Source organism: Bifidobacterium sp. (assembly GCF_050874245.1).
GTDB lineage: Bacteria > Actinomycetota > Actinomycetes > Actinomycetales > Bifidobacteriaceae > Bifidobacterium.
Genome location: NZ_JBNMKH010000026.1, coordinates 1 through 26180 on the forward strand (window position 1 = coordinate 1; position 26180 = coordinate 26180).

16 protein-coding genes are annotated in these 26180 nt (G+C 60.9%); 5 read left to right on the forward strand and 11 right to left on the reverse strand.

Annotated features, from left to right (window positions below):
* Positions 1–281: 281 nt before the first annotated feature.
* Positions 282–2480, reverse strand: a complete 2199-nt coding sequence (locus ACR0P8_RS04370; RefSeq protein ID WP_432623971.1) for a DUF6541 family protein — start codon at positions 2478–2480, stop codon at positions 282–284.
* A gap of 262 nt (positions 2481–2742) precedes the next feature.
* On the opposite strand from ACR0P8_RS04370, the gene ACR0P8_RS04375 reads away from it, so the two are divergent.
* Together ACR0P8_RS04375 and ACR0P8_RS04380 are read left to right on the forward strand one after the other, a co-directional pair.
* Positions 2743–4122: an ABC transporter permease gene (locus ACR0P8_RS04375; RefSeq protein WP_432623972.1), complete on the forward strand. Its 1380-nt coding sequence runs from the start codon at positions 2743–2745 to the stop codon at positions 4120–4122.
* A complete protein-coding gene (locus ACR0P8_RS04380) occupies positions 4119–5189 on the forward strand; it encodes an ATP-binding cassette domain-containing protein (protein WP_432623973.1) in 1071 nt (356 codons plus the stop codon). The genes ACR0P8_RS04375 and ACR0P8_RS04380 overlap by 4 nt, the downstream gene beginning before the upstream one ends.
* A 227-nt stretch (positions 5190–5416) precedes the next feature.
* Here ACR0P8_RS04380 and ACR0P8_RS04385 read toward each other — a convergent pair whose 3' ends face one another.
* From ACR0P8_RS04385 to ACR0P8_RS04410, 6 genes are all read right to left on the reverse strand, one after another.
* The gene (locus ACR0P8_RS04385; RefSeq protein ID WP_432623974.1) at positions 5417–6280 is read right to left on the reverse strand and encodes an HD domain-containing protein; all 864 of its coding nucleotides are present in this window, start codon (positions 6278–6280) and stop codon (positions 5417–5419) included.
* Positions 6281–6310: 30 nt separating this feature from the next.
* The gene (locus tag ACR0P8_RS04390; protein WP_217063729.1) at positions 6311–7195 is read right to left on the reverse strand and encodes a class II glutamine amidotransferase; all 885 of its coding nucleotides are present in this window, start codon (positions 7193–7195) and stop codon (positions 6311–6313) included.
* A gap of 71 nt (positions 7196–7266) precedes the next feature.
* A complete protein-coding gene (locus tag ACR0P8_RS04395; protein ID WP_118092681.1) occupies positions 7267–9447 on the reverse strand; it encodes a KUP/HAK/KT family potassium transporter in 2181 nt (726 codons plus the stop codon).
* 244 nt (positions 9448–9691) lie between these two features.
* Positions 9692–10648, reverse strand: a complete 957-nt coding sequence (locus tag ACR0P8_RS04400) for a TatD family hydrolase (protein WP_432623975.1) — start codon at positions 10646–10648, stop codon at positions 9692–9694.
* Between the two features lie 92 nt (positions 10649–10740).
* Positions 10741–13101 (reverse strand): alpha-L-arabinofuranosidase C-terminal domain-containing protein, encoded by a 2361-nt coding sequence (locus ACR0P8_RS04405; RefSeq protein WP_432623976.1) that lies wholly within the window; start codon positions 13099–13101, stop codon positions 10741–10743.
* Between the two features lie 113 nt (positions 13102–13214).
* On the reverse strand, positions 13215–14585 hold the full coding sequence (locus tag ACR0P8_RS04410; protein ID WP_432623984.1) for a glycoside hydrolase family 27 protein: 1371 nt from the start codon (positions 14583–14585) through the stop codon (positions 13215–13217).
* Between the two features lie 312 nt (positions 14586–14897).
* Here ACR0P8_RS04410 and ACR0P8_RS04415 point away from each other — a divergent pair, with 312 nt between their 5' ends.
* Both ACR0P8_RS04415 and ACR0P8_RS04420 read left to right on the forward strand, forming a co-directional pair.
* Positions 14898–15986, forward strand: a complete 1089-nt coding sequence (locus ACR0P8_RS04415) for a LacI family DNA-binding transcriptional regulator (RefSeq protein WP_432623977.1) — start codon at positions 14898–14900, stop codon at positions 15984–15986.
* A 131-nt stretch (positions 15987–16117) separates the two neighbouring features.
* Complete coding sequence (locus ACR0P8_RS04420; RefSeq protein ID WP_432623978.1) at positions 16118–17155, forward strand: glycoside hydrolase family 43 protein; 1038 nt, start codon at positions 16118–16120, stop codon at positions 17153–17155.
* A 456-nt stretch (positions 17156–17611) separates the two neighbouring features.
* Here ACR0P8_RS04420 and ACR0P8_RS04425 read toward each other — a convergent pair whose 3' ends face one another.
* From ACR0P8_RS04425 to ACR0P8_RS04440, 4 genes are all read right to left on the reverse strand, one after another.
* The gene (locus tag ACR0P8_RS04425; RefSeq protein ID WP_432623979.1) at positions 17612–18358 is read right to left on the reverse strand and encodes a hypothetical protein; all 747 of its coding nucleotides are present in this window, start codon (positions 18356–18358) and stop codon (positions 17612–17614) included.
* Positions 18359–18439: 81 nt separating this feature from the next.
* A complete protein-coding gene (locus tag ACR0P8_RS04430) occupies positions 18440–20650 on the reverse strand; it encodes a glycoside hydrolase family 127 protein (protein WP_432623980.1) in 2211 nt (736 codons plus the stop codon).
* Positions 20651–20950: 300 nt separating this feature from the next.
* A complete protein-coding gene (locus tag ACR0P8_RS04435; protein ID WP_432623981.1) occupies positions 20951–22738 on the reverse strand; it encodes an ABC transporter ATP-binding protein in 1788 nt (595 codons plus the stop codon).
* Positions 22739–22752: 14 nt separating this feature from the next.
* Positions 22753–24645 (reverse strand): ABC transporter ATP-binding protein, encoded by a 1893-nt coding sequence (locus ACR0P8_RS04440; RefSeq protein WP_432623982.1) that lies wholly within the window; start codon positions 24643–24645, stop codon positions 22753–22755.
* A gap of 383 nt (positions 24646–25028) precedes the next feature.
* On the opposite strand from ACR0P8_RS04440, the gene ACR0P8_RS04445 reads away from it, so the two are divergent.
* The gene (locus ACR0P8_RS04445; protein WP_432623983.1) at positions 25029–26117 is read left to right on the forward strand and encodes an alpha/beta hydrolase; all 1089 of its coding nucleotides are present in this window, start codon (positions 25029–25031) and stop codon (positions 26115–26117) included.
* The last annotated feature ends 63 nt before the right edge of the window (positions 26118–26180 follow it).

Below are 26180 nucleotides of genomic sequence, written 5' to 3' on the forward strand. Positions count from 1 at the left end.
CCGATCCCTCGGCACCACACGCGAACGCGTGGCCGGTGATGAACTGGCAATCATTGACTATAAAGAAGTAGTACAAATACGCTCTTGAGTTCTCAAACCACCACCACTCACCCACCTCATGCCCCGGACTCGTCCGGGCCACTCGCTGAGCGGCAGCAAGAGATAAACTTACACGGAAAGCGGGAAACGCGCAAATCGTCGTTTGTAAATCCCATGTGAACCGTTGGAAACACTGGACTCCATCGGCGTGTCGAAACTTGACAAAATAACGTGTTCCGCACTCATTGGCAGTTGAATTGATACAGTGCCCAGCCTTTCGCATCGGAAGACATGCCCGAATAATCCTGAATCTTCTTCATCGTGCCGTCGTTCGCATATTTGTCGATTAGCTGCTGGTCGTGGAATGTGTCGTACTGCTGCTTGAACGTGAACATCTGCAGACTCGGCGCCTGGGCGCCCATGCTGAGGAAGTATGCATCGCCATCTTCGCTCAACGGACATACGGTGTTCGTCAATTCCTTGCCGTCGCCCGAAGCGAACGCGCGTTCCGTCTGCCCATAAATCGCACCGTTCTTCTCGGCCTTCGGATTGTAAATGGGGAACAGCATATCCGCGCCATACATCGCGGTGGCATACATGGAGCCGTTCAACGGATCGGAAACCACGATCGAATCGGTGCCGGTCTCCCCCACCATCTTCTTGAGAATCCGCTCCTTCGTGGAAGTGAGCTGCTCATCCGGCTGCGAATCGTCGATCGCCATATTCGAGTAAACGGCATCGGACAAGCCGGAACGGACGGTATTGCCGAATTGGCAGGAAACGACGAGCGCCGCAAGTACGATGACCGCGACGATTTTCGTCACGTTCGGCAAACGGCTGGAACGCAGCAGAACGACCGCGGCAAAGACGACCAGCGACACCACACCGAACGGAATCATGGTGAGCGGCCGGGTCTCGGCACGATACCAAGCGGCGGCAACGATATTGGGGAACCACCCGGTCAAAGCGGTCGAACAGACGTAGACCAGGCCGACCAGGAAGAAGACCAGTGCGATGGCGATCGCGTCGCGGCGAAGACGGGACACCTCGGAACGAGGGGTATGACGGGCAGCGGAAATCCGGCGATTCCCAGATCCGGTGGAAGCGACGGCAGTGGCCTCAGCCGAGTCACCGGCGGAAACCGTTTCGGAAACGGCGGATTGCTGCGATCGCTTCGCCGCGATATCGGAATTACGAGCGACGAATATCTGCGGACGGACGATCGCAGCGATGGTGATGACCAGCGAAATCAGAACGATTGCCGCCATGAACCAGCCCTGCACGCCGGCGATATTATCGGTGAGGTAGACGCGCAGCGCCTCGGGGACCGTGCGATTCGGCACGAAGGTATGGAACCAGCTGGCGGGGTTGAAATAGCGGTCCGATTGATAGCTGGACATCATGTACGCGAGGAACGCGCCCGCGCCGAGCACCACCACGACCGCGAGGCCCGCGATGGCTTTCCATGGCAGACGGGTCAATACGAAGGGGGCCATGAGCAGCAGCCAGGTGAAGACAATGCGCGGATGGGCGAACATGCAGATACCAGCCGTGGCAAGGAACAGCAGACTCCATTTGACGAGGTGCTCGCGAACGGCGATCGCGTCAAGCAAACGAAGCGTGGTATACAGCCAGAACGGCAGAAGCGTGGTGGCCAGACCGAAAGCGATCAACGGACCGGAAGCCAGCATTTGGAAGGGATGGCATGCGGAAGCGACAGCCAAAGAGGGGATGATGAGCGCAAGTACGGCGGGAAGCAGCGCTGTTGCGATCGCGCGGACGGAAACATTGGAATGCGGGGAATGCTGCGATGCCGTCGACCGGCATGTAGATGCGGAACGTGCGGATCGCACGGCATCGTCCGGACCCGACAGACGCCTCGTGAAATAGGAGGCGTACAGCTGAATCGAAATCGGCCATACCAGACCGGAAGTGGCCAGCCAAACCGTGTTGAACGCCGCGTAGATCGACAGGTTGATGCCGAACAGGCCGGCAAGTTTGATCAGACCGGCCGCAAGCAGATGGAACAACGGCGGATAGTATTCGTCGTTCGGCCACAGATGGGTGGCGGCGCCGATGCCCTCGTCAAGAATCTTGCGAATGAAGTAGTAATGTGCGGGCGCGTCGATCTCATGCAACGGATTCGTCCAAGCGGCGGCACCACGCGGAAACCAGGCCCATACAATCGCGGCGGCGAGCGCGACGCCGATGACGGAGCAGACAAGCCGTGCGATGCGCGGCAGACGGGGAAAAACGGAATCGTTGGAATCGACGGAATTTTCGGCGATGCCGGAACCGGCGGAATCGATCATGACGTCGTCGCCCTTGTCCGTGGAGGCCGCTTCCCCGGCTGCGTCGGGAATCGGCATGCCCGCGACGTGTTTCTTCTGCTCCGCGTCGTAATTTTTCCTGTCGTGCTGCTTCGTGCTGTGCTGCTTCATCGCAATCCATCGTAGCCGAAACCGCGATTCCGGCCATGTTGTGGCCCGTATCCAGCCTTCGATTTTCAGGAAGTATTCAGACTTCACACAGGGGTATAACAGTGTTGCGCAAGAAAACAATCACGTTGGATGGGCAGGATGATTGCACGGGGCGCATTGCGCTGTAAGCGTACCTCGCTGTCGTTGCTTGACGGTGCGCCCCGGCCAACGCTGGCGTCGGCATGCGCCGTCGCATAACTACAGAGAACTGGAGAAGTACCGCATGTTCGTTCTCAAGAACGCATGGGCCGCGCTCGGTCGCGTCAAATGGCGCACCGCGTTAACGGCCTTGCTCGCACTGCTGGTGTCGTTCTCGGCCGCCGTGGATCTGGCGGTCCTGAGGGCAGACGATACCGCGAATAACGAAACATACCAATCGCAGAAGGCGTCGGCGACAATCCGACCAAGTGCGAAGACCTCAGCGAAACGTGATGGCGCGGACTCCAGCTATACCGCGAATTACATGACGTGGGAACTGTACAGCAAGTACGCGGAGGCCGTGCAGAAGAACAATGTGACGTTCGAATACACTCTGGCCACGTCGGTGCCGGTGCGTGCCAGCAAGTCGTTGCAGGCGATCGCCGCGAAAAGCGACACCAGTGAGGATAAAACCGGTGGCGATCTGACGCTGCAGGCCTTCTATACGGCCGAAGCCGTGAAAGTCAACGACTATGGCACGTTCAAGGTGGTCAAAGGCAAGAACCTGAGCTACAAGACGGAAAACGATGGGGTGCTGGTCTCGCAGGCGCTGGCCAAGAAGAACAACCTCAAGGTGGGAAGCAAGGTGACCGTCGGCAATCCGACGAAGCCTTCCACGACCTATAAGGCCACCGTACGCGGCATCTACGAATATACGGGCGACGCGCCCGCCGGATATGGTTCCGACGCGAAGTACGCGAAGGACAACCGCGAGAATGTGGTGTACACGACGTACATCAATTTCGCGAAGGATGGATTGGATACGACCGACGCCAAGGGTTGGGGCGTTCCCGACCTCAACATCATCTTCACGCTGACCAATCCGGCCACGTACAACAAGTTCGTGCGTCTGGTGAAGAAGGCCAAGCTGGACACGTCGAAGTACACGATTTCCTCGCCGTCGCTCGACGCGTACAAGAAGCGTATCGCGCCGTTGGATTCCGCCGCCGCTTCGGCACGCGTGATCCTGCTGGCGTCCGTGATCGTCGGCGGCCTCGCGCTGCTGGCGCTGGTGCTGTGGGCCGCGATCGCCGGCCGCCGTGACGAAATCGGCATGGCGATGATTTCGGGCGTCACCAAGGGCCGCCTGGGATGGCAGTTCATGCTGGAGACGTTCATGATGACCGTTCCGGGTTGGATCATCGGTCTGGTCGCCGGCGCGCTGCTGGCCAAGCCGATCGGCACCGCGTGGGCCGGAGGACAGGCCGTGGCCATTACGTCCGCGTCCGTTTGGAACGTGATCTGGTACGGGCTGGGCGCGTGCCTGGTATTGGGCATCGTCGCGTTCATGCGCGTGGGATTCTTCGATTTGAGCCAATTGTTCGCGAGCCGTTCCGACAAGCCGGTTGATACGACCGGAACGGATGCGGCCGAAACGACGAACCGTACGGAGGTGGACGCATGAGCGACAAGGACGTGAAGGATACCGAAAACGAAGCGTTGACGTCGTCTGACGGCGTTGACGGAAACGACGCTTCCGTGTCAGTCGATTCGATCGAATCGGTCGATTTCGCGGTGGTGTACGACGATACGGACGATGCCGGCGATACGGCGGACCATACACCGTCCGGCATCGCGGAATCGCAGGAAGCCACGGCGGACGAGGCGGATGCGGAAGGCATCGCCACGGAAGACAGCGTGGCCAGCGACAACGCGAACCGTGTGAACGAAACGCTCGCGCTGGGCGCGGCCGACGATCAGGCGCCGCTTGCCGGCCGTGAAAGCGTGAAGGCGGATTCCGCGACGAGCGTGTCTTCCCAGATCGATCGGGAGATCAAGCATCGCCGCAAGAAGGACGCGTTCTTCTTCAAGGCGAATCCGACGTTCGCGCTCGACCATGTGACGGTGAACAACCGCAAGACCGGCCGCAACGTGCTTGATGACGTCTCCCTGGCGTTCCATGCCGGCGCGACCTACGCGGTGCTGGTGGACGCCGAGGATGCCGAACAGCATCAGGCGCTGCTGGCCACCATGGTCGGCATGATGCGGACGACCAGCGGCAACGTGATGCACAAGAGCGCGAATATCGCGGATGTGGAGCCGGTGGACGTGCTCGGACACCGCATCGGTTTCATTCCGCAGCGGTTCGCGGTGCGCGGGGATCTCGACGCGGAAGGCAACGTGCTGTATGCGATGGACGCGTCGAACCGTAACTTCCTTCAGCCGAAGCCGGTGATAGCACGCGAGCTGCTCAAGCGCGTGGGCTTCGAGGGGGTGACGTCCGGCATGCCGGTCTGCAAGCTGAGCGAGCTGGATCGGCGTCGTGTGGCGATCGCCCGGGCGTTGAGCTGCGAGGCCGAGGTGATCATCGCCGACGAGCCGACCGCGGGACTGGACCGTGACGAGGCCGCTGTGGTGCTTGGCTTGCTGAAGAAGGCGAAGCGCGACGAGGACCGCAAGCGCGCGATCATCGTGGTGACCTCCGACCCTGAAGTGGCCGATCAGATGGAGCATTGCGCGGAACTCGACTAGTTTCGTCCTTCCGCAACGTCCTTCCATAATTCGAAAAATAATCTAAAAATAATTCGAAAAAGCCTTGTCCGGCACCGTGGTTTGCGATGTCGGACAAGGCTTTTTCGTTGCTTCTGCGACTTGCCTTTGCAACTTGCTCCGATAATCGAAAGACAAGGACGCCCGTACGAATTCCGGTATGGGTTTCGTACGGGTCCCGTAACTGGTTCCGTATGGGTCCGTACGGATTATTCGGCGACGCGCATGCGGTACTGCTCGGCGAGCGGTTTGACGTCGAGGATGCCGTAACGCTCGAGGAGCCGTAGCCATTCACGCTTGTTGTCTTCGCCGAAACGGGCGGCCTTGCGCGTGTATGCCTCGGCGGTGAGGAACTTCGGCGGAATCGACTTGCTGTTGTATTTGTCCGCCACCATGACGACCTCCTGTTCGAGGTTCACCGGCACGTAGTCGGCCGGAGGCAACGGCAGTCCCTGCGATTCCACCGCCTCCTTGGTGAGCCCTACGCCCGTATGGTTGCGCGCGAACTGTGCAATGGACTCGTCGACGCCCTGTTCCAGCAGGTATTCGTATCCTTTCAACCCGTGCTGAACATAGCGCGGACCGTCGAATTTGAGCGGTTTGCCGTCGGAACCGTCCTGCTTGAGCAGAAAGTACGTGCCGATGTCGTGCAGCAGGCCGCCGATCACCACCAGATGCTCGTCGATGAGCCGCGGCGGAACCGTACCGCCAGTAAGACCCTCCGTCGACGCCACCGCGGGTACGTGCAGCATACCGAGCGACGCGGAACCGGAATCGTCCGTAGCAAGTTCCAATCCGAAATCGCCGGTTTTTTCGGGCGCGTCCGCAGGCAGAGTGCAACGACGGGTGAACAGCGCGTTCTGGCGACGTGCCATGCGTCGGGCGATGTCCGCCACGACCACGCAGTGACCATGGATGAGGTCGTATGCGGCTTGCGACTGGGCGATTTTGCGATGCAATTCGTCCACTTGCGCGAGTGTGGGAATATACCCGGTGGTATGCTGCGCCGATTCGTTCGATGTGGTCGTCGATGCAGCCGTCGATGTGGTCGGTTCGTTCGATTCGTTCGTCATACGCCCCATATTAGGCGCGTTTCAGACGCGTCAGATGGAACGGACGCGGAATTCGCCGGTGCGGTTGGAGGCCACGATCATCTGGTCGTTGTTCAGACGGGTCCAGCCGTCCTCGGCACGCTGGTCGAAGCCGGAGCTGGCCACGACCACACCCTTGGGCTGGCCGGCGGCAAGATCGGCTTCGGAATCGCCGAGCGCACGGTAGCGCAGCACACGGTAGTCGCGAGCCTGCTCGCCACGGCCGTACTGGTCGTAGATTTCGACGATGCGCTTGGAAGTGACCTCACGACCGGCCGCGCACAGAGCGATGAACTGGTCCTGGCTTTGGATCATGCAGTTGTAGCTGGACTTCGGATAGCTTTTGCGCAGCTCGCGCACGGCCTGGGCCACCGCCTCGTCGAGCGCGAAGCCGAAACCGATGTACTGCAGGATGACCGCGAAGAAGATGGCGGAATCGGAACGGCCGCCGGTGGACTGCACCAGGCTCGGGTCGACCGGGAACGAACGGTTGGTGATGATGTTGCGACCCTGGTCGTCGGAGATGTCGCCGTTGTGGATGAAGCTCAGTCCGTTGGCGAAGAACGGCTGCTGGTTCTCCAGGATCAGCGGCAGGTTCGAGCTGGCAAGACGCAGGTGCCACAGGCCACCGCGGGCCGGGGTGTTGGCGAGCTCGTCGAAGATGGGATCGTGACGGGCCGCGACCGTGTTCTTGTAGATGGCGGTGCCGGTTTCCGGAGTCGGTGCACCGCCGTCACGACGGTATGGCGATTCCTCCGGAACCGTGACCAGCGCAGCGCCCCATCCATCGTTGTGGATTTCGCTGAGATTACGGAATTCACGCACGGTCTGCATACCGAGCACACCGTTGAGAGTGGTGTTGCTGCCTGCCGTCGCGAATCCAAGTAATCTGCACATGGTTGATTACTCTACCGACGGCAGGTTTCGACGCGCGCGTGCCGTTATCGGAGTTGCTTATAGCTTGCGCTTCACACGCGCTTCAGACGCGGCGGACGCTCGGTGGCGAGGAACAGCGGCTGAATCTCAATCAGCGGATTGTAGGGAGCGAGTCCGAACCATTTGACCGGAGAGCCGGCCAAATGACGAATCGCGTACTTGATCTGCAGTGAGATCGCGCCCTTCTGGGACACCTTCGACTCGGGCATCAACGCCTTGTGAATCAGCACGTAGCGGATAGGTCCGATGTTCGGATCGGCGTCCAGCTTCGGGTAGCGGGTGGTCTGCTTGGGCAGATCGCCGGACTTCGACAGATCATTCATGATCTGGTGGATGTATGCAGGAATCGACTGCGACACCTTGAAGCCCAAGCGAATACGCACGCGGAACAGGAAGTCCGTGCCGAAATTCTCCACCGAATACTCGCGCGTGAACGGGTTGTCGGACGTTTCCACCGACACCGCCCACCATGCGCGGGCGCGCTTCGGATGGTCCGCGAAAATCGAGAAGAAGATGTCGGTATCGACACGCTTCATTTCCGGATCGGACGTCAGATAGACGATGTTGTCCGCGAAATACGGAATCGAATCGTCCTCATGAAGCTGCTTCAGAACCGGCACGCAATCGGCGGGCTGCATATGCCGGCGTTGTGCGCGTTCCAGCTTCGTGCCTTCGTTCCACGTGTACATAATCAGCAGAATCGCCAATGTCAGCAGCATGGTGAACCAGCCACCGTGCAGGAACTTCGCCATCGAAGCGAAGAAGAACAGGAACTGGATGGCCAGGAACACCACTGTGAACACGACCGCGCCGACGCGCTTGCCATCGTGCCAAATGTAGACGGCCAGCAGAATCGTCGTGGTGATCATCGTGACGGTCAATGCCAGGCCGTACGCGGCGGAAATATGCTCCGAATCGCGGAACATCGCCAAAACCAGCAGGGTGGAGACGCACAGCACGGCGTTGACCACCGGAATGTACAGCTGGCCGCGGGTACGAGCCGGATAGCGCACCTGCAGGTGGGGCATCCAGTTGAGTCGCGTCGCTTCGGAAACCATGGTGTAGGCGCCGGTGATCAACGCCTGCGAAGCGATCACGCCGGCGCACACGGACAGCAGCACCGCCACGTAACGTACGGACGGGGTCATCATTTCGAAGAACGGATTGAGGCCGTGCATGTGGTTGTACGCGGTGTCGTCCCAATGGTTGAGCATCCACGCGCCCTGGCCGAAATAGCAGAACACAAGGGCGATCTTGATGAACGGCCACGTGAAGTAGATGTTGCCGCGGCCGACGTGGCCCATGTCGGAATACAGCGCTTCGGCGCCGGTGGTGGACAGGAACACGGTGCCCATGACGGCGAGGCCTGCCGCATTGTGGTGGCTGAAGAGGAACTCCACGCCGTACACCGGATTCAGCGCTTCAAGCACGCTCCAATCGGAGCTCAGGTTCACCAAGCCGACGACGGCGAGGAACGAGAACCAGATCATGACCACCGTGCCGAACGTGCGGCCGATGCGTTCGGTACCGCGCGACTGCACTGCGAACAGGCAGACGATGATCACAATGGTGATCATCAGCGTCAGTTCTTTGTTTTCGCTCATGATCGGTTCCAGCAGCGGCAGTGTTTCCAAGCCTTCCACTGCCGAGCTGATCGAGACGGCCGGCGTAAGCACGGAATCGGCGAGGAACGCGGCGCCGCCCAGCATGGCGGGAATCGCAAGCCATGCCCCATATTTGCGGATCAGCGAATACAGTGCGAAGATGCCGCCTTCGCCGTTGTTGTCGATGCGCATGGCGATGAACACGTATTTGACGGTGGTGATCAGCGTGATCGACCAGAAGACCAGCGACAGGATGCCCAGCACCGCGGCGCGATCCGTATGCGCCAAACCGCCTTGGCCGTTGAGGAACGTCTGCATGGTGTACAGCGGCGAGGTACCGATGTCGCCGTATACCACGCCAAGCGCCACGATGGCCATGGCCGGCGTGATTTTGTCCGGGCCGGACTGGAGACGGCTCCACCAGCGGCCGATGCGGCCCTTGCTGGCGGCCTCGTCAAGTTTCGCGGCTTCCTGCTGCTGCGCCTCGTGCTCCTTGATGAGCGTCTGGCGCTCCTCCTTGGTCAGGACCTTGTGCGAGACCTTTGGCGCCTGCGTGTACGTCGCTGCGTGAAGCAGCGGCTGTTCTTCTTCGTTCGGCTCGTTAGCCATAACGCTTCCTCCAAGTGGCGGGCCTTCCAACCCGCTCCCCAAAATAAAACGCAAGGTGTGACACTAGGAGCTTGGCAAACCATTGTCAAATCTTCACACGTGATTCGGCACGTCACGCATGAAATTCATATATGCTTAATCGTTTGCATTTTGCTTATTTTCTGGCGATTACGCAACTGTTACGTTGAGGCCCATGCGACCGTCACGGAACCGCCACGGGATTACCGCGAAATCGCCATTCTTTTTAGATGCCGTACACTTCGCGCGTCGTTTCACGCGTGGCTTTGGCGATTTCAGCCAACGGTCTGTCAAGATAGTCGGCGAGCGCCTGCAGGGTGTACGGGATCATATACGGCGCGTTGGTGCGGCCGCGGTAGGGCATCGGACTTAGGTAGGGGGCATCGGTTTCGACCATGACGTGGCTCATGCCGACGAGTTTCGCCGATTCGCGGATTCCGTCGTTGCCTTTGTAGCTGGATGTGCCGGAAAGGCTGAGATACCAACCGTTTTTGCGGGCGATTTCGCCCATTTCGGCGTCGCCGGAGTAACTGTGGAACACGGTACGTTCGGGGGCGCCGTCGGCGAGCAACGTTTCGATGACTTCCTTGTGCGAGTCGCGGTCGTGGATTTGCATGGGCAGGTTGAGTTCCTTGGCGAGCGCGACGTGGGCGCGGAACGCTTCGCGTTGCAGTTCCTTGGCGGATTCGCCGGTACGGAACAGGTCCATGCCGGTTTCGCCGATGGCGACGACCTGGTTGGGGTAGGTGGTGGCGAGGCGGTGCACTTCGGCCATGGCTTCGTCGAAGGGGATGTCGTGCCAGGGCTTGTATTTGATGGGCAGGCCGTCGGGGCCGGGCGCGCCGCGGTGGCCGTGCAGCACGGCTTCGTTGGGGTGTATGGCGATTGCGGCGTGCACGGTTCCGGGATGCTCGCGGGCCATGTCGATGGCGGTCATGAGGTTGGGCAGCTCGCAACCGCAGTCGATTACGCCTTCGACGCCGACTTTCTGGGCTTGTTCCAGCAGTTCGTCGACGCTGTAGACGGGTACTTCGCCTTGGCCTTTTTCCATGGCTTCGTGACTCATGGCTTGGGAGAAGGGCACGACGGATGCGACGTGGGTGTGGCTGTCGATGACGTGCGCGTCTTCGGGCAGCGGCTGCGGGGCCGGGGCCCAATTGCGATTGCGGTGATGCTTGCTCATGTTTTCTAGATTAGTCCCGATTGGCCCTGCACTGCGGACGAACTCTCGTTCGAGGGTTCAAACGAGGGTCCGCCCGTTTCGCGGCATACACGTCACTTAATCGTGATGGTGGTGAACGACCATGCCGGTGCCGTGTAGTCGCCGTCTGTCAGATCAATCGCGGTCTGCCGCGGCCTGGTCGGTGATTCCTCACCGACCTGTCCCGCATACGGATTGTCTCCGGCTAGGACGGTGGCCGTGGCGGATGCCGCCGATGCTGTGGAAATATTCAACTCGGCAAGAATCTGACGTAGGTCGACGCTTATTGGCGCGTCCATGGCATTGACCACGCGCACGTAGGTCTCTCCGGCTTTGTCATTACGTGATACGGTGACGGTACGCCTTGGCTCGTCCTTGACCTCCGTGCCATCCGCAATCAGCGTTCCATCGATGTACAGCTTCATGGCTTGGCCGCGATCGGTGACGTCAACGTGCACCTGCCAAGTGGTGCCCGGTCGCACTTCGTTCATGGAGACTTCGGTGCCGGCAAGCGCGTAGGCGGTGCCGTCGCGGACCACGCGCACGCTGTGCCCGCGACCGAGCGAGACGATGTTGTGGTTCTTGCCGTCGATGTCGCCGCAGATGAGGTCCATGCCCCATTTGCCTTCGTAGTAGACAACGGTGGCGTCGATGCTGTAGGAATCCGCGTGCAGGGCGAGCGGGGTGTCGGTGGTCCTGCCGTCGTAGGCCACGTCGCCGAGGTTGACCGTTTCTCCGGATGCGGTGGTGATGGTGAGGTTGTTGAGGTCGGCTTTGGAGTTGCCTGCGATGCGCAGTCTCACGGTGTCGGGCAGGGTGCGGCGCAGCGTGGATGGGCCTTCGACGGCGACGGGCCAAGCGGTGTCGGCCGTGGTGGTGGCGTACATCTGCTGCACCCAGTAGCTGTAGGGATGGTAGGCGCGTTCGTTGTCGAAGTAGATGAGGTCCGGATTCCAGCTGTGGTGGCCGTTCTTGGCGAACAGCGGGGCGTAGGAGGCCATGGCCACCACGTCGCCGTTGAGTTCCATGCGTCCCATGAAGGCCGCTTCGGACAGACCGTTGATCAGTTGGGTGTTCCAGGAGCCGTATTCACCGAGGTAGACCTTCGGGCCCTTGCGGTCCGTGTGGTCGTAGTGGTCGAGGTTGTGGAACCACCAGCTGGACGATTGGTAGGAGTGTTCGTCAACGATCGGCAGGCCCGCTTCGCGCGCGTACTTCCAGCCTTCCTCGTAGTCCTGTCCACTGGGGGCGGGGCCGACGGTGCCGACGACGACGATGTCCGGATACACGGCTTTGACGGCATCGTAGATCTGCTGGAAGCGGTTCTTGAACACATCGTCGATGAGGTCCTCGTTGCCGATACCGAGATATTCGAGTCCGAACGGCTCCGGATGGCCCATGGCGGCGCGCTTGGCACCCCATTCGGTGTCGGTGCCGCCATTGCAGAATTCGATGAGATGGAGCACTTCGTCGATGTAGGCGGGCATGTCCTCCTGCGCCACGGGCACCGGCCCCTGGCTGGTGTTCTGGCAACTCACGCCGGCGGGCAGCACAGGCAGCGGCTTGGCGCCGATGGTTTCGCACAGACACAGATATTCGTAGTAGCCGATGCGGAACGACTGGTGATAGCCCCACAGGTTGAAGTTGTGCGGACGGTGTTCGACCGGTCCAATGGTGCGGTCCCAGTGGTACATGTTGTCCATACCGAGGCCGTGGGTGATGCAGCCGCCGGGGAATCGCATGAATCGCGGCTTGAGCTCGGCGAGCGCCTCCACCAGGTCCGGACGGAAGTGCTTGAGACCACGGTAGGTGGTGCGCGGTTCCAAGGTGACGAAATCGATGTCGATGACGCCTTCGCCATCGAATGCTAGACGCAGCGTGCCCTGCGTGGCCACACTCGCACCGGCTTTGCCGTCTTCTTTGCCGCTTTCCGGAACGGTCAGCGATACCCGGTATGCCGTCCATGCCGAGGCTGCGACGGTGATAGCGGTTTCGGCGATGGTGGTGCCGTCGTCGCCGCGCAGCGAAACTGTCACCGGCATGTCCTTGCCGGATCGCACGCGCATCCATGCGGTGAAATCGTAGGTTTCTCCGGCACGGAAGACCATGCCGTCCCAGCCGGTGTTGTCCAATGCGGCCGGAGCCTGTTCGACCTCCACCGTCGCGTAGTGCGGGTTTTCGACGGCTACCGGGTCGTTGCTGTGGATGCAGAACGCGGCGAACGAGCCGTCCGGCACGATTTTGCGCCAGAAGCTGTAGTTGCTCCATTCGGCGGAATCGGCGCGATTGTATTCGAAAGCGCCGTTCTGCACGAGGTCGGCGTTGAGGCCGCCGTCGCCGGAATAGCTGATGTCTTCGAAGAAGATGCCCCACAGGTCGGTGCTGATGGCGCGCACGCCCGCCTTGTCGAGCGTTGCGGTGAGTTTGTCTGTCATTGATATTCCTTTGTGGATGGTTGTTGTCGATTGTTGTTGGCTGTGTTTTGGCTGATGCGTTGGGGTATGTGCGGCTTGCCGCGATTCGTTGCGATTGGCGTCGGCCGGCGATTTCAGTCGAGCGCGAACCAGAGGCAGCCGTGTGCGGGGATGGTGCCGCGGATCACGCGGTCCTCGCCTTTGCCTTCGATGCGGACGTTCGACTGGATGCCGTCGGACGATTGCGGAGCGTCGGCCCACAGGTCGGTGAGCGTCCATGGCTTGTTGCGTTGGCTGATGCCGACGAAGCTCTGCAGTTGGATGTTGCCTTTAAGCTCGTACGGCTCGCCGCCGGTCCAGAAGATCGCTCCGTAATGGCCGTGCGCGTGGGCCGACGTGGTGCCGTCGGCCCAGTCCGCCGCGTTGGCGGCCCATACGATGAGCTCGCCGATGAAGGATTCATCCACGTTCCATTCGGCGAATAGCCGTTCCCGGACGATTTCGCGATTGTTGGTCGAGCCGGCGGTCACTTCGCGCAGCGCCGGGTTGGTGAGCAGTGCGACGGTGTCGGCGCTGCTGGTGGGCAGGTCGCCGCCGACCATCAGCGGGGATCGGCCCATGCTCCACAGGGTGAGCAGTGTTTTCTGCTCGTCGAGCGTCAGTTTCGATTGGCGGTCGTCGCCACGTTCGGCGCGCAATCCGATGTGGCCGAGCGGCAGCATGTCGGCGTCGGCCCAGTGGCCGGCGCGCTGCATCGGAGCCCATCGTGCGAGCCGGGGGAACTGCTGGTAGATGTCCTCCCAGCGGTCCCAGAGGTCGTCGGAGATGCGCCACATCTGCGCGACGTCGCGCAGGAAATCGACGTGCGTGCTGGCCACCCAGCCGCCCGGGGACAGCGATAGCGTGATCTGCCGGCCGTACGTGGTCTCCGCACGTTCTATGGCGTGGTGGTAGGCCTCAATCTCCTCCGGGAAGAACGGGGTCTGCATGTCGTCGACTTTGAGGAAGTCGAGTCCCCAAGAGGCGAACAGGTCGACTTGCGCGTCGTACCAGGCCTGTGCGCCGGCGTCGCCGCGTTTGAGACCGTAATTGTCATGGTTCCATACGCAGGTGTGTTCGGTGTCGGCCACGTCCCGTGCGCGCAGCGAGGTGCCTTTGACCGGCAGGTTCTCATGCACGGCCTGTCGTGGAATGCCACGCATCACGTGCACGCCGAGTTTCAGGCCGAGCCGGTGGACCGCTTCGGCGAGCGGGCCGAATCCCTTGCCGTCGGCCGCGCTGGGGAAGCGCTTCTCGTCGGGGATTTGGCGGCCGTATGCGTCGATGCACAGCGGCGTGCCGTCGGAGTAGCCGTGCGCGTGGGCGTTGGGATCGAACCAGCCGGCATCGATGACCAAGGTGTCCCAGCCGGCTGCCTTGAGATGTTCGGCCATGAAGCGTGCGTTGGCCAGGACCTCCTCTTCGGTGATGGTGGTGCCGTAGGAGTCCCAGCTGTTCCAGCCCATCGGCGGGCGCCAGGCTTTGACCGGAGTGGCCGAATCTGATGGTTGGCCGTCGGATGGGTTGACGGAAACGGTGGTCGGGATCGTCATTGAACCTCTCTTCGTTGGGGCTGCCGTGGCGCGTCTGAAACGAATGTCGGGCGCCATCGTGCGAACCATATAACCGTATATGTATCGTTACATATCCTAACGCAAATTCAGCAAGGCGCAATCAGCGCAATATATCGGTGAGTCTTTGTATTTCCAACGATTTTGCAGAATCACATAAATGTAATATCGTTACATATCAATCGCACGTTTTTTAAGGAGCGGCATATGACCAGCAGCACACCGACGCTACGCGACGTGGCCGCGGAAGCCGGAGTCTCCCCCATGACCGCGTCGAACGCGCTGCGCGGCAAGCCGGGAGTCAAGGCATCGACCCGCGCCAAAGTGATCGCCGCGGCGAACAAACTCGACTATCGCATCAATCTGACGGCCAGCATGCTCAAATCGGGCCGCAGCAACATCATCCACGTCATCGTCAACGAATTCGATTCGCCGTTCTATTCGAAGCTCACGCAAGCACTGAGCAACGAAATCGTGTCCCGCAGGCTCATTCCGTTCATCGAGCAGACGCAGTATTCGCCGGATGCCGCCGAGCATGCGCTGAGCAGCAACCCGTTCTCCGGGCAGCTGTTCGACGGCGAGATCCTGCACGCCACGGGCTTGGGCACGAATGTGCCGCTGGCCAAGCTCAACGGCGGCAGGCCCTTCGTGCTGTTGGACGCCTGCGAGGAGACGCCGACCGTCGATGCCGTGAACTTCCCCAACGAGGAGGCCGAACGTGCGGCGACGCAGCATCTGATCGACCGTGGATGCCGCAACATCGCGATCGTTGGACATCGGTTCGCGCCACGTGCCGACCTGGCGCACGCGCAGAACGCGTTCGCCCTGCGATTGCGCGGCGCGTACGGAGCGCTGTCCGACGCCGGACTGCCCTACGACGAGTCGACGGTGTTCGAAGCCGGGGACGTGGCCAACGGCATCACCGCCGGCCATGCGATCGCGGAACGTATCCTCGCCGCACGGAACGGACAGGACGGCACCGCGTTCGACGGTGTGTGCTGCGCCAACGATTTCGCGGCTTTCGGCGTGATACGAGGGCTTGCGGACCGCGGGCTGCGCGTGCCGCAGGACGTGAAGGTGATCGGCTTCGACGGCGTGACCTCCGGCTCGTATACGACGCCGTCGCTGAGCACCATCCAGGTCGATTTCGCGCAGCTGGCGAAATTCTCGGTCGACATGCTGTCGGAGCGCATCGAACACGGCAACGGCAACAACAGCGATGACGGCAAAACACTGCCACCCAGGCGGGCCATCATCGGCTACCAGCTGGTGGAACGGGAATCAACCGCCGTCTGAGCGGGACGCGTGGTGCAGTGCGCGGCGCAGCCATCAGCCGTAGCCGACCATCGCAGCCATCGCAGCCATCGAAAATAACACCACGACCGCAATCAATTATCACCATTCATCACAAAAACCATAGGAGCATCATGAGCATCGACACCCAGGCCTATCTGTTCGTGCATTTCATCGGCGAGGAGCGCAATCCCACCGACGAGCAGCTGTATTTCGCGCTGAGCCGCGACGGCGTGCATTGGAGGGATCTACGTCCGGCCGGCAGCCCCGCATTGACGTGGCTGGGCGGCGAGAAGGGCGTGCGTGACCCGCATATCGTGCGCGACCCGCGCGGCGGGTTCCACATCGTGGCCACCGATTTGAGCATCCACTACCGCGGCGGCTGGGGACCGAACGACGGCGCCACGACGAATGGATCGACCGGCCTGGTGATTTGGGACTCCCCTGATCTGGTCCATTGGAGCGAGCCGCGTCTTGTGGACGTGGCGTCGAAGATCCCGGGCGCGGGCATGGCCTGGGCGCCCGAGGCGAATTGGGATCCGGACCGCGGGCAGTGGATCGTGTTCTGGTCCACGAAGAGCAATGCCGAAGGCTCCACGGATCCGCTGGCCAACGAGCTGGGAGATCCGACGAACGTGTATTATGCGACGACCGTTGATTTCAGGACGTTCTCCGATCCGGTCAAGTGGATTGATCGCAAGAACGTGATCATCGATTCGACCATGCTGCGCGACGATGATGGGTGGTGGTACCGCGCGTCGAAGGATTCGGAGATCACCATCGAACGCACCCGCAACCCGTATGCCGTGACCTACGAGGTGCTGCGCACCGACGACCCGAACGAGTGGTCGTACGTGGGCACGCTCACCGACATCTTCGGCAACGGCCGGTATTCCATGCACTATCTGGAGGGGCCGGAATTGTTCCGTTACAACGATGCGGACGTGAAGGAGGTCAACGGCAGGCGCATGCCGTTCGGCCTCATGTGCGACCAGTACGCGGAATCCAAGGGCTATCTGTCGTTCCGTTCCGCCTCGCTCGCCTCGCACGATCCGGCCGATTGGCAGCGCGCCGACGACATCGATTTCGGCACGCTGAAGAAGCGTCACGGCGCGATCCTGCCGATCACGGCCGCCGAATACGACGCAATCGAAGCCGCTTTCGCCCTGTAAACGACGTGCGCGCGCACGGAACGCGCCGTACATACACGAGATAAAGCCGGCAATACCCCTCTGCAATGTGTCACGATTCGAAATTTCGGAGCTTTTTTCGAATCGTGACACATCACACGCCATATAAATACCCCCGAACTGCGTCTTCCGCGCCTTTTCCGCCGTAAATATCCAGTTCGAGGGTATCTATATTCCCATACTTGTCGCACGATTCGAAATTTTCCCCGAAAATCGGAATCGTGACACATTACGCTTACTGCTGTCACGGTATCGCACACACGGCCGCCACAGCATCCACCGCAACATCGCGCGATTCCCGTCGCCCCTCTTTCGCCCCGCTTTGACCCATCATACGAATTCCGCCGTTTCAACAACGTAAAACGGCGGAATTCCAACGAAATTTCTTTTGCCTGCCATTTGCTTTTCTTTTGATTCCAGAATCAAAAGAACGCATGCTTATTCGAAGCGCAGGTAGTTGATGAACTTGATCGGCACGTCCTTGTCTTTGGTGATGTTGCTGAAGCCGAGGATGACGTCCTTGTCGGGCAGGCCCTTCATCGAAGTCCAGGTGGCCGACTTCGACAGATCGAAGCCGACGGCCTTGTTGACGTCCGACACCGGCTTCCCCTTGGCGTCGACCAAGGAATCCTTGATGCGCTCGAGTGCGGCGGCGTCCATGACCTCAGATGGTTTGGTGATCTCGTCGCGCCGGTTGACCGCGGCGAAGGTCTTGGCGTCGGCCGCGATCACGTTGACCTGCCCCGCGGACACCATGGCGAGCAGCTTGGTGGAGCCGTCCTGCCCGCTTCCGCTCGCCGTGCCTGTCAGGGAGACGGACGTGTCCATGCTGACCAGACGGCTATCTTTGATGCCTTCCGACTTGGCGAAGTCGGCGCCGAGCGAATCAAGCTGGTCCGAATAGTCGCTCATATTGATGCCTTCGAAGGCCAGGACCGGATCCGGCGCCTTGGTCAAGTACGAGACGCCGAACACCGTGGCGATGCCGACGACGAGGACCACGACAATGGTGTAGGTCAGGAAATTCTCCTTGAAATACGACCATTTCTTGCCCATCGGCAACTCGCGGAACGTCTTGAACTTCGACTGCTTCGTATACACATTGGTTTCGGCCAGTTCGGCGACCGCCGCCTTCTGCTCGTCGGAAAGTGCGAAATCTTCGCTACGCTGCTTGTTGTCGGTCATAGGTTTCCGCCTCCGTCGATCTTCACGCCCGTCCATGCACGTCCGTCCGCGCACACCCATCCGTACGCGACCTGCGCATCGCTATCCGCGCAGGAACACCGTCATTTCAGTCTCGCCACGGTTGGCCCATGCGAAGTACGGAATCAGCGTGGCCTTCGTCGCCTTGCGCTCGACGGGACGCCAATCATGATACAACGCGGAGGTCGGAGCGCCGCTCTCCATTTCGCGCCAAGCGGGAATCGTCAGCGTGGTCATCGGCATATCGACGGCGTCCACTTCGCCGAGCCCCTTCTCGTCCTGTCCGGCGGCACCGGCATGGAAGACGATATGGTCGACGCTCACACAGGACGGGTCGGCCGCGATACGCGCGGTGTCGGCGTGCAGCAAATGCAGGTTTTCACCGTTGTCGACGCCTTCGGCGCAATAGGCTAACGGTCCGCGCACGAACGCCACCTTGCCGGCGTCCTCGCGCACGAGCGGATTCGCGGCGACCATGTGGACGGGCATCGGGAAATCGAAATCGATGACGTCGCCGTCATGCCATGCGCCGGTCAGATACAGGTAGCCGTCTCTGACGGTGCGGGCGATGTCGAAACGGCCGCGCACGGCGATCGCATCGGAGGCGGTTTCGCCGCCGGCCCAAGCAGGCAGGCGGAGGGCGATTGTGAAGGTCGCGTCCTCGGATTTCCCGGATTCCTTGGATTTCTTGGATTCGGCAGTTTCGGCGGATTCGCCGGAAACATGGACCGCACCGAAATTCACCGTGACGGACCCCTTGCCGGACCACGGCATATCGCAATCGACGTCGAGATTCACGTCTGCGCCGGAAAGCCTGGCATGAACCGCGCCTCCCATGTACAGATGCACGTACAGCGTGGCCGCGTCGTCGCCGATCGTGTAGGCGTACTGCTGCACGTCCTCCACGATACGCGCGATGTTCGGCGGGCAGCAGGCGCAGCCAAACCACTTCTGGCGCACCGGCTTGACGTGCGCCTTGCGTTCGTCGCGATGGCAGGCTTCGGGCACCACTTCAAGCGGATTCACGTAGAAGAAGCTTTTGCCGTCGAGCGCCATGCCGGCGAGCGTGGTGTTATACAGCGCCGATTCCATGACGTCCGCGTATTCGGATTTCGGCTGGATCTCGAGCATGCGGCGCGCGAAGAAGGCGAGCGCGATGGCCGCGCAGCTTTCCGAGTAGGCGGTGTCGTTCGGCAAATCGTAGTCAAAGGAGAAGGACTCTCCCATGTGGGTTGCGCCGATGCCGCCGGTGATGTAGAGCTTTCGGTCGACGATGTTGCGCCACAGTCGTTCGCAGGATGCCAGCAGGTCGGGGTCGCCGGTCAGTCGTGCCACGTCGGCGGCTCCGGCGTAGAAGTAGGCGGCGCGGACGGCGTGGCCGAGCGCCTCCTTCTGTTCCATGATTGGTTTGTCGGCCTGGTAGTAGGCGTAGTTCTGTTCGCGCGGCTCGTAGTTGCGGCCGTCCTCCTGAGCACGGCGGCGGTCTTCAAGCTCGAAGTAGAGCGGTTGCTGGCCGCGTTGGCGCACGAAGTATTCGGCGAGGTCGGCGTAGCGTTGTTCGCCGGTGGTTTCGGCCAGTTTGACGAGTGCCATTTCGGCGATTTCGTGGCCGGGATAGCCATGCAGCTTGCCGGTGGCGGTGCCGAATCGGGAATCGATGTAATCGGCGAAACGGCAGGCCGCGTCGAGCAGCTTGCGTTTGCCGGTGGCCTGGTAGTAGGCGATCGCGCCTTCGGTCAGGTGGCCGAAGCAGTACAGTTCATGATGGTCCTTCAGGTTGGTGAAGTGCCGGTCCATGCCGTTGAGGATGTAGTAGGTGTCGAGGTAGCCGTTGTCGAGCTGCGCCGCGCAGACGATGTCGATGGCGGCGTCGGCGGTCGCCTCGAGTTCGGCGTCCGGATGGTGGGTCAGCGAGTAGCCGACCGCTTCGATCCATTTGGAGAAGTCGGTGTCCTGGAACACGAAGCCGTAGAACTTGTCGGGGTCGGGGTGCTTGGGATCATCCGGAAGCGCCTCAAAACCGCGGAACGTGTATTTCGGCGGCACGAAGGCCTTGCCTTCCTTGCGGTGTTCGGCGTTCTGCGCGGCGGCGGCCTTGAAGTTGTGCATGCAGTAGCTGGGAGCGGCGCCGGGAACGTTGTCGTTCAGTGCGTCCCACTGGTAGGGAATCACCTGGGTGCGCACAAGTTCCTGGCGTGACGCCCAGAATTGGTCGGTGACGGTGGCGTCTTTCAGCGCGATGGGATGGCTGGTGTGGTTGGGGATGGTGGTCATGGGTGCAACGCTCCTTGGTGCATCATGGTGTTGTTAACGCTCACAATCCATTATTTCACGCATTTCTGCGGCACGCGTTCCGCGTGGCGTCCACCAGAGGCATGTCAGCATGTTCGGCGGAAATTCCATCGCGACCGCCAGCCCAAGATGGCCGCGCATTGGCTGCGCGACCGTTGGGCCGGCATTCCGGACTACGGCTATAAGGGGCTATAAAGAACTACAAGGAACTAAAAAAGCCTGGGCCGGCGTCCACCGGCTCAGGCTTTGGCATTCAGGCCTACGATTGCCCAGCTACTGCCATCAGACCTTGATCATCGCGTACTGCGATTCGTAGAGCCGGTAGTACGCTCCATGACGGGCGAGCAGCTCGGCATGGTTGCCCTGCTCCACGATCTGCCCATGGTCGATGTAGCAGATCTCGTCCGCGTTCTCGATGGTGGACAGACGGTGCGCGATGATGAAGCTCGTGCGTCCCTTGAGCAGATGGTTCAGGCCGGCCTGCAGCGCTTCCTCGGTACGCGTGTCGATGTTCGACGTGGCTTCGTCGAGGATCAGGATGCGCGGATCGGCGAGCAGCACGCGCGCGAACGCGATGAGCTGGCGCTGGCCCGCGGACAGGGTCGATCCGCGCTCCTCCACCACGGTGTCGTAGCCGTCGGGCAGGTCCATGATGAACTCGTGCGCATGCACGGCCTTGGCCGCGGCTTCGATCTCTTCGTCAGTGGCGTCCAGCTTGCCGTAGCGGATGTTCTCACGCACGTTGCCGGAGAAGATGAACGTGTCCTGCAGCATGACGCCCATCTGCCGACGCAGGCTTTCCAATGTCACGGAACGCACGTCGTGCCCGTCGATCGTCACCGAGCCTTCGGCGACGTCGTAGAAACGCGACAGCAGGTTGATGATCGTGGTTTTGCCGGCGCCCGTAGGGCCGACCAACGCGATCGTCTTGCCCGGCTCGACGTGCAGGTCGACCAGGTTGAGGATGTTGCGACCGTCCGGCTCGTAGCGGAAGACGACGTTGTTGAAGTCAACCCGTCCTTTAATCGGCGGCAATTCGACGGCATCGGGCGCATTGCGGATCTCCGGCTGCACGTCAAGCGTCTCGAAGATGCGTTCAAGGTATGCGGAGCAGGTGATCAGCTGGTTGTAGAAGTTGCCGATGCTGATCACCGGGTTCCAGAAGTTGTTCGCGTAGCCGACGAACGCGATGAGCACGCCCGTGCTCACCCCCACTCCGCCGAAGCCGGTGACGCCGACGAAGTAGATGAACGCGATGGTCATGACGGAAATCGTCTGGATGCCCGGCCACATGAGGAACTGGATGTGCACGGCCTTCATCCACGAGGTGCGCACATCGTTCTGCTGCTCCTGGAATGTCTTGAACTGCGCGGCCTCCTGGGCGAAGGTCTGCGTGGTCTTCACGCCGGCGATCGACTCGTGGATGTACGCGTTGAGGTTGCTCTGCTTGTTGGACAGCACCTGATAGGCGCGGCGTTGGAAATGCTGCAGCACCAGTACCCATGCGATGAGGAACGGGAACAGCGCGAGGCTGAACAGCGCAAGCCGCCAGTCGATGACGAACATCACCACCAACGTGATGACGAACGTGAACACATCGGAGATCACGCTGATCAGGCCGGAGCTCAGCGTATCCGACAGCGTGTTCACATAATTGACCACGCGGATCAGGATCTTGCCGTGCGGACGCGAATCGAAGTAGCTGAACGGCAGCGTCTGAATATGCGTGAAGATGTCGCGGCGCATATCCTTGAGCATGAGCTGGCCGACGCGCGTGATCTCCACGGTACGGTAGCGCAGTCCCAGCTCGAAGATCACGATCAGCACCGCGAGCAGGGCGGTCAGTTCGCCCAGCAATGTGAGGTTCTTCGCCGGAATCGCACTGTCGATCATGACCTTCGTCAGATACGGCACCACGACCGAAATGCAGCTCATCATCACCACGACCGCGAGGATGCGGACCACGCGGGCCATGTACGGCTTGAGATAGACGCCGATGCGGAGGATGTCATGCAGGTTGATCTGCTCCTCGAGCTCCTCATCCTCGCGGAACGTATTGCGTTGTGCCATGATGGTCCTCCTTCCTACTCGTCGAAACCCTGCGCGCGGCCGGCCTCAAGGCCCAGCTGCTTGTGGTAGATCTCCCAATACCGTCCATGCGCGGCCACCAGGTCGTCATGGGTGCCTCGTTCGACCACGCGGCCGTGCTCGAGCACGAGAATCAGGTCGGAATCCTTGATCGACGAGATGCGATGCGCAATCGTCACAATCGTCTTCTTTTCATCCAATTCGCGCAGATGCTGCTGAATCTCCGCCTCCGTCTCCATGTCGACGGCGCTGGTCGTATCGTCCATGATGAGGATCGACGGATTGTCGGCGAGCGCGCGGGCCAGGCTCAGTCGCTGCTTCTGCCCGCCCGACAGGCCGACGCCGCGTTCACCCACGACGGTATCGTAGCCTTCCGGCATGCTGCGGATGAAACCGTCCGCGCCGGCGATGGTGGCCATGCGTCGGATGTACTTCTCGTCGTATTCGCGTTGTTCGCCGGCACCGAAGCCGATGTTGCCGCCGATGGTGTCGGAGAACAGGAACGTATCCTGCGCGACGATGCACACCTGCGAGCGCAGGGTGGCGAGCGGCCAGTCACGTGCGTCGATGCCGTCGATAAGCACGCGGCCCGCGGTCGGGTCGTAGAATCGCGAGATCAGGTTGACGAGCGTGGATTTGCCGGCGCCCGTCTCGCCGAGGATGCCGAGCTTCGAGCCTGCGGGGATATGGAAGTCGATGTCTTTGAGGATCGGGGTTTCCGGATCGTCGGGGAAGGCGAAGCTGACGTGCTGGAATTCGACGTCGCCTGCGATGCGCGCGGGGCAGTTCGCGGATGCTTCAGTGGCGCCGTTAGTGTCGTGGCCGCCGTTGTTCCCGCCGTTGACCTGGCTGACGATGGCGACCGCCTGCTTGACGCTTTCCTCAGCGCCCGGTTTCTCCTGGATGCGCGACTGCGAGGTGAGCAGCTTGCGGATCTTGATGCAGGACGCGTTGAAGCGCTGCCAGTCGTTGATCAGCCAGCCGGATTGGCGCACGGGTCCGTCGATCATCCACAGATAGGAGTTGAACGCCACGAGGTTACCAAGGGTCATATGGCCCGTGATGACCAGGAAACCGCCGAGTCCCAGGGTGATGAGCTGCAGGGAGAAGCCGAGACCATCGAGCCACGGCATGTATTTGCGGCTGTTGTAGGCCTGGTCCATGTTGCGCTGCATGTAGTCGTCGTTGCGTTCATCGAACTTCTCGGTCTCGTACGGCTCACGGACGAACGCCTTGACCACGCGGTTGCCTTCGATGTTCTCCTCGACCATCGAGTTCATTTCCGCCAGAGAATTACGGATGGCGAAGAATAGCGGACGCGCGTGCTTCGACAATCCCCTTGTCAGGATGAACAGCGGTGGCGTGACGCAGGCGAGCGCCAGAGCGAGCCGCCAGTCAATCGAGAACATCATGGCGAGCGCGCCGATGAACATGACCACGCAGTCGAGCACCTGGTAGCTGACCCAGCTCAGCGCATGGCGGATGGCGTCCGTGTCGGAGGTCATGCGGCTCATGATGTCGCCGGTGCGGGTGTGGTTGAAGTAGGTGAAGTCGAGCTCGTGCAGCTTTTCGTATTCGTCGCTCACCAGACGGAACACGGAATTCTGTCCGAAGCGTTCCATCCACATCTGGTAGCCGTAGCGCGAGGCCACGCGCACGACGGTGAAAACGATCATCATGACGCACAGTCGGGTCAATTCGTTCACATGGCCTTGGGTGATGACACGGTCCACGATCAGTCCGGACAGCAGCGGGATGATGAGGGCCATGGTGTTGTTCACACAGAACAGCACGACCGCGCCGGCCACGCGCGGCAGATCGGGTTTGCAGTACGGCAGAATCCATTTGAGGTTGCCCGCCTGCTGGTTACGTTTCGGATCGACGTACATACGTAGCGTTCCTTCGGATTGTTTGCTTGGGTTTTGATTGGGTTGTTGTTGGGTTGTGTTGCTGCGGCCATTCGTGGCCGCCACGATTCACGTCCGTCGTGTGTCGAGCGTCCCGTCACCGGCATGCCGCCGCCGGCCGAAACCCCTGTTCGGATTCGCAAACTCGACTTATTCTAAACGAACCGTACGCCGATGCAACAGGTGCACATTCGGCGTGTCGCAAACATAGTAAAATCAACATATATACCGTTACATATCATCGCTTCGCGCAGGTATCGGAATGCACGTTGGAAGCCGGATCGCCGGAATCGAGACACCGCACGATAATGGAATCGGACCGCTGATGCGGGATGGAAACAGGTGTCAAGGAAAGGACGGCAAGGATGACGGACCTGGAAAACATCCGCACGAAGTTCGCCAAAGAATACGGGCTTACGGAGGGCATGCTGAAGAACGCGGAGCGGTGGACGGAAACCACCGGCGATCTCGAGGGGGTGCCGGAGGAGCTGTTGCCAGGCATGTTGGGCATGCGATTCGGATCAATCGCTTCCGATACGCCTCGTTCCGAATTGTGGCACACGCCGGAAGGCATCGACGAGATCAACGACCTTGCATATCTGCCGGACGGCGGCTACGACAAGGCGGCCGGCGAATGCAGGGGGCATCTGCTCGACCTGTATCTGCCGCATGACGCGGTGCTGCGTGGCGGGCGCACGCTGCCGGTGTACATCGACATCCACGGCGGCGGTTTCACTTACGGATACAAGGAATTGAACCGTAATTTCAACGTGCATCTAGCGGAGAAGGGGTTCGCGGTGTTCTCGCTGAGCTACCGGCCGGCGCCGCAGACCAATCTGCGTGGCCAGCTTGCGGACGTGCAGGCCGCGTTGCGTTGGATCAAGGCGCATCTGGCCGATTATCCGGTCGATCCGCACGCGGTGTTTTTGACCGGCGATTCCGCGGGCGGCGCGTTGACGTTGCTGACGCTGGCGATCGAGAACAACGCGGAGGCCGCGGCCGCGTTCGGTGTCGACGAACCGTCCGACATTGGTTTCGCGGGTGCGGCGCCGATGTGCGGCGCGTACAGTTCGGCGTCGCTGGAGACCATGGGACGCAGGCTGACGGTCGGGTATGATCCGAACCGGCGCATCGGATTGGAGCAGATGCTGGGCGTCGGGTTCTTCGACGGGCTCGAGGCCGCGGATCCGAAGTTCCTCACCGCGGAAGGACTGGCATTCAACGTAAATCTGCCACCGCTGTTCATCGCCACCTGCGGCGACGATTTCCTTGAGGCGGACAATCTGGCATTGGCTGCCGCTTTGGCCCGGCAGGGCGCTGATTTCGAACTGTTCGATCCGCATCCGCGCAGACATGAGACGCTGGGCCACGTGTACATGATCGGCATGCCATGGCTTGAGGAGAGCCAGGAGTGCCTCGATCGCCTGCGCGCATTCTCGTACGATCGCTGCTAAGCGACACCGTCAAACAACGCTGCCAAACAACGCGAATGGGGTGGATGCGTCACCAGAGCATCC

What these genes read in the sequence shown, in the direction of transcription:
- ACR0P8_RS04370 (WP_432623971.1), bottom strand. Translation starts at nt 2,480, where the DNA reads ATGAAGCAGCACAGCACGAAGCAGCACGACAGGAAAAATTACGACGCG.
- ACR0P8_RS04415 (WP_432623977.1), top strand. Translation starts at nt 14,898, where the DNA reads ATGACCAGCAGCACACCGACGCTACGCGACGTGGCCGCGGAAGCCGGA.
- ACR0P8_RS04375 (WP_432623972.1), top strand. Translation starts at nt 2,743, where the DNA reads ATGTTCGTTCTCAAGAACGCATGGGCCGCGCTCGGTCGCGTCAAATGG.
- ACR0P8_RS04395 (WP_118092681.1), bottom strand. Translation starts at nt 9,447, where the DNA reads ATGGCTAACGAGCCGAACGAAGAAGAACAGCCGCTGCTTCACGCAGCG.
- ACR0P8_RS04410 (WP_432623984.1), bottom strand. Translation starts at nt 14,585, where the DNA reads ATGGGCTGGAACAGCTGGGACTCCTACGGCACCACCATCACCGAAGAG.
- ACR0P8_RS04435 (WP_432623981.1), bottom strand. Translation starts at nt 22,738, where the DNA reads ATGGCACAACGCAATACGTTCCGCGAGGATGAGGAGCTCGAGGAGCAG.
- ACR0P8_RS04400 (WP_432623975.1), bottom strand. Translation starts at nt 10,648, where the DNA reads ATGAGCAAGCATCACCGCAATCGCAATTGGGCCCCGGCCCCGCAGCCG.
- ACR0P8_RS04445 (WP_432623983.1), top strand. Translation starts at nt 25,029, where the DNA reads ATGACGGACCTGGAAAACATCCGCACGAAGTTCGCCAAAGAATACGGG.
- ACR0P8_RS04405 (WP_432623976.1), bottom strand. Translation starts at nt 13,101, where the DNA reads ATGACAGACAAACTCACCGCAACGCTCGACAAGGCGGGCGTGCGCGCC.
- ACR0P8_RS04380 (WP_432623973.1), top strand. Translation starts at nt 4,119, where the DNA reads ATGAGCGACAAGGACGTGAAGGATACCGAAAACGAAGCGTTGACGTCG.
- ACR0P8_RS04390 (WP_217063729.1), bottom strand. Translation starts at nt 7,195, where the DNA reads ATGTGCAGATTACTTGGATTCGCGACGGCAGGCAGCAACACCACTCTC.
- ACR0P8_RS04420 (WP_432623978.1), top strand. Translation starts at nt 16,118, where the DNA reads ATGAGCATCGACACCCAGGCCTATCTGTTCGTGCATTTCATCGGCGAG.
- ACR0P8_RS04430 (WP_432623980.1), bottom strand. Translation starts at nt 20,650, where the DNA reads ATGACCACCATCCCCAACCACACCAGCCATCCCATCGCGCTGAAAGAC.
- ACR0P8_RS04385 (WP_432623974.1), bottom strand. Translation starts at nt 6,280, where the DNA reads ATGACGAACGAATCGAACGAACCGACCACATCGACGGCTGCATCGACG.
- ACR0P8_RS04440 (WP_432623982.1), bottom strand. Translation starts at nt 24,645, where the DNA reads ATGTACGTCGATCCGAAACGTAACCAGCAGGCGGGCAACCTCAAATGG.
- ACR0P8_RS04425 (WP_432623979.1), bottom strand. Translation starts at nt 18,358, where the DNA reads ATGACCGACAACAAGCAGCGTAGCGAAGATTTCGCACTTTCCGACGAG.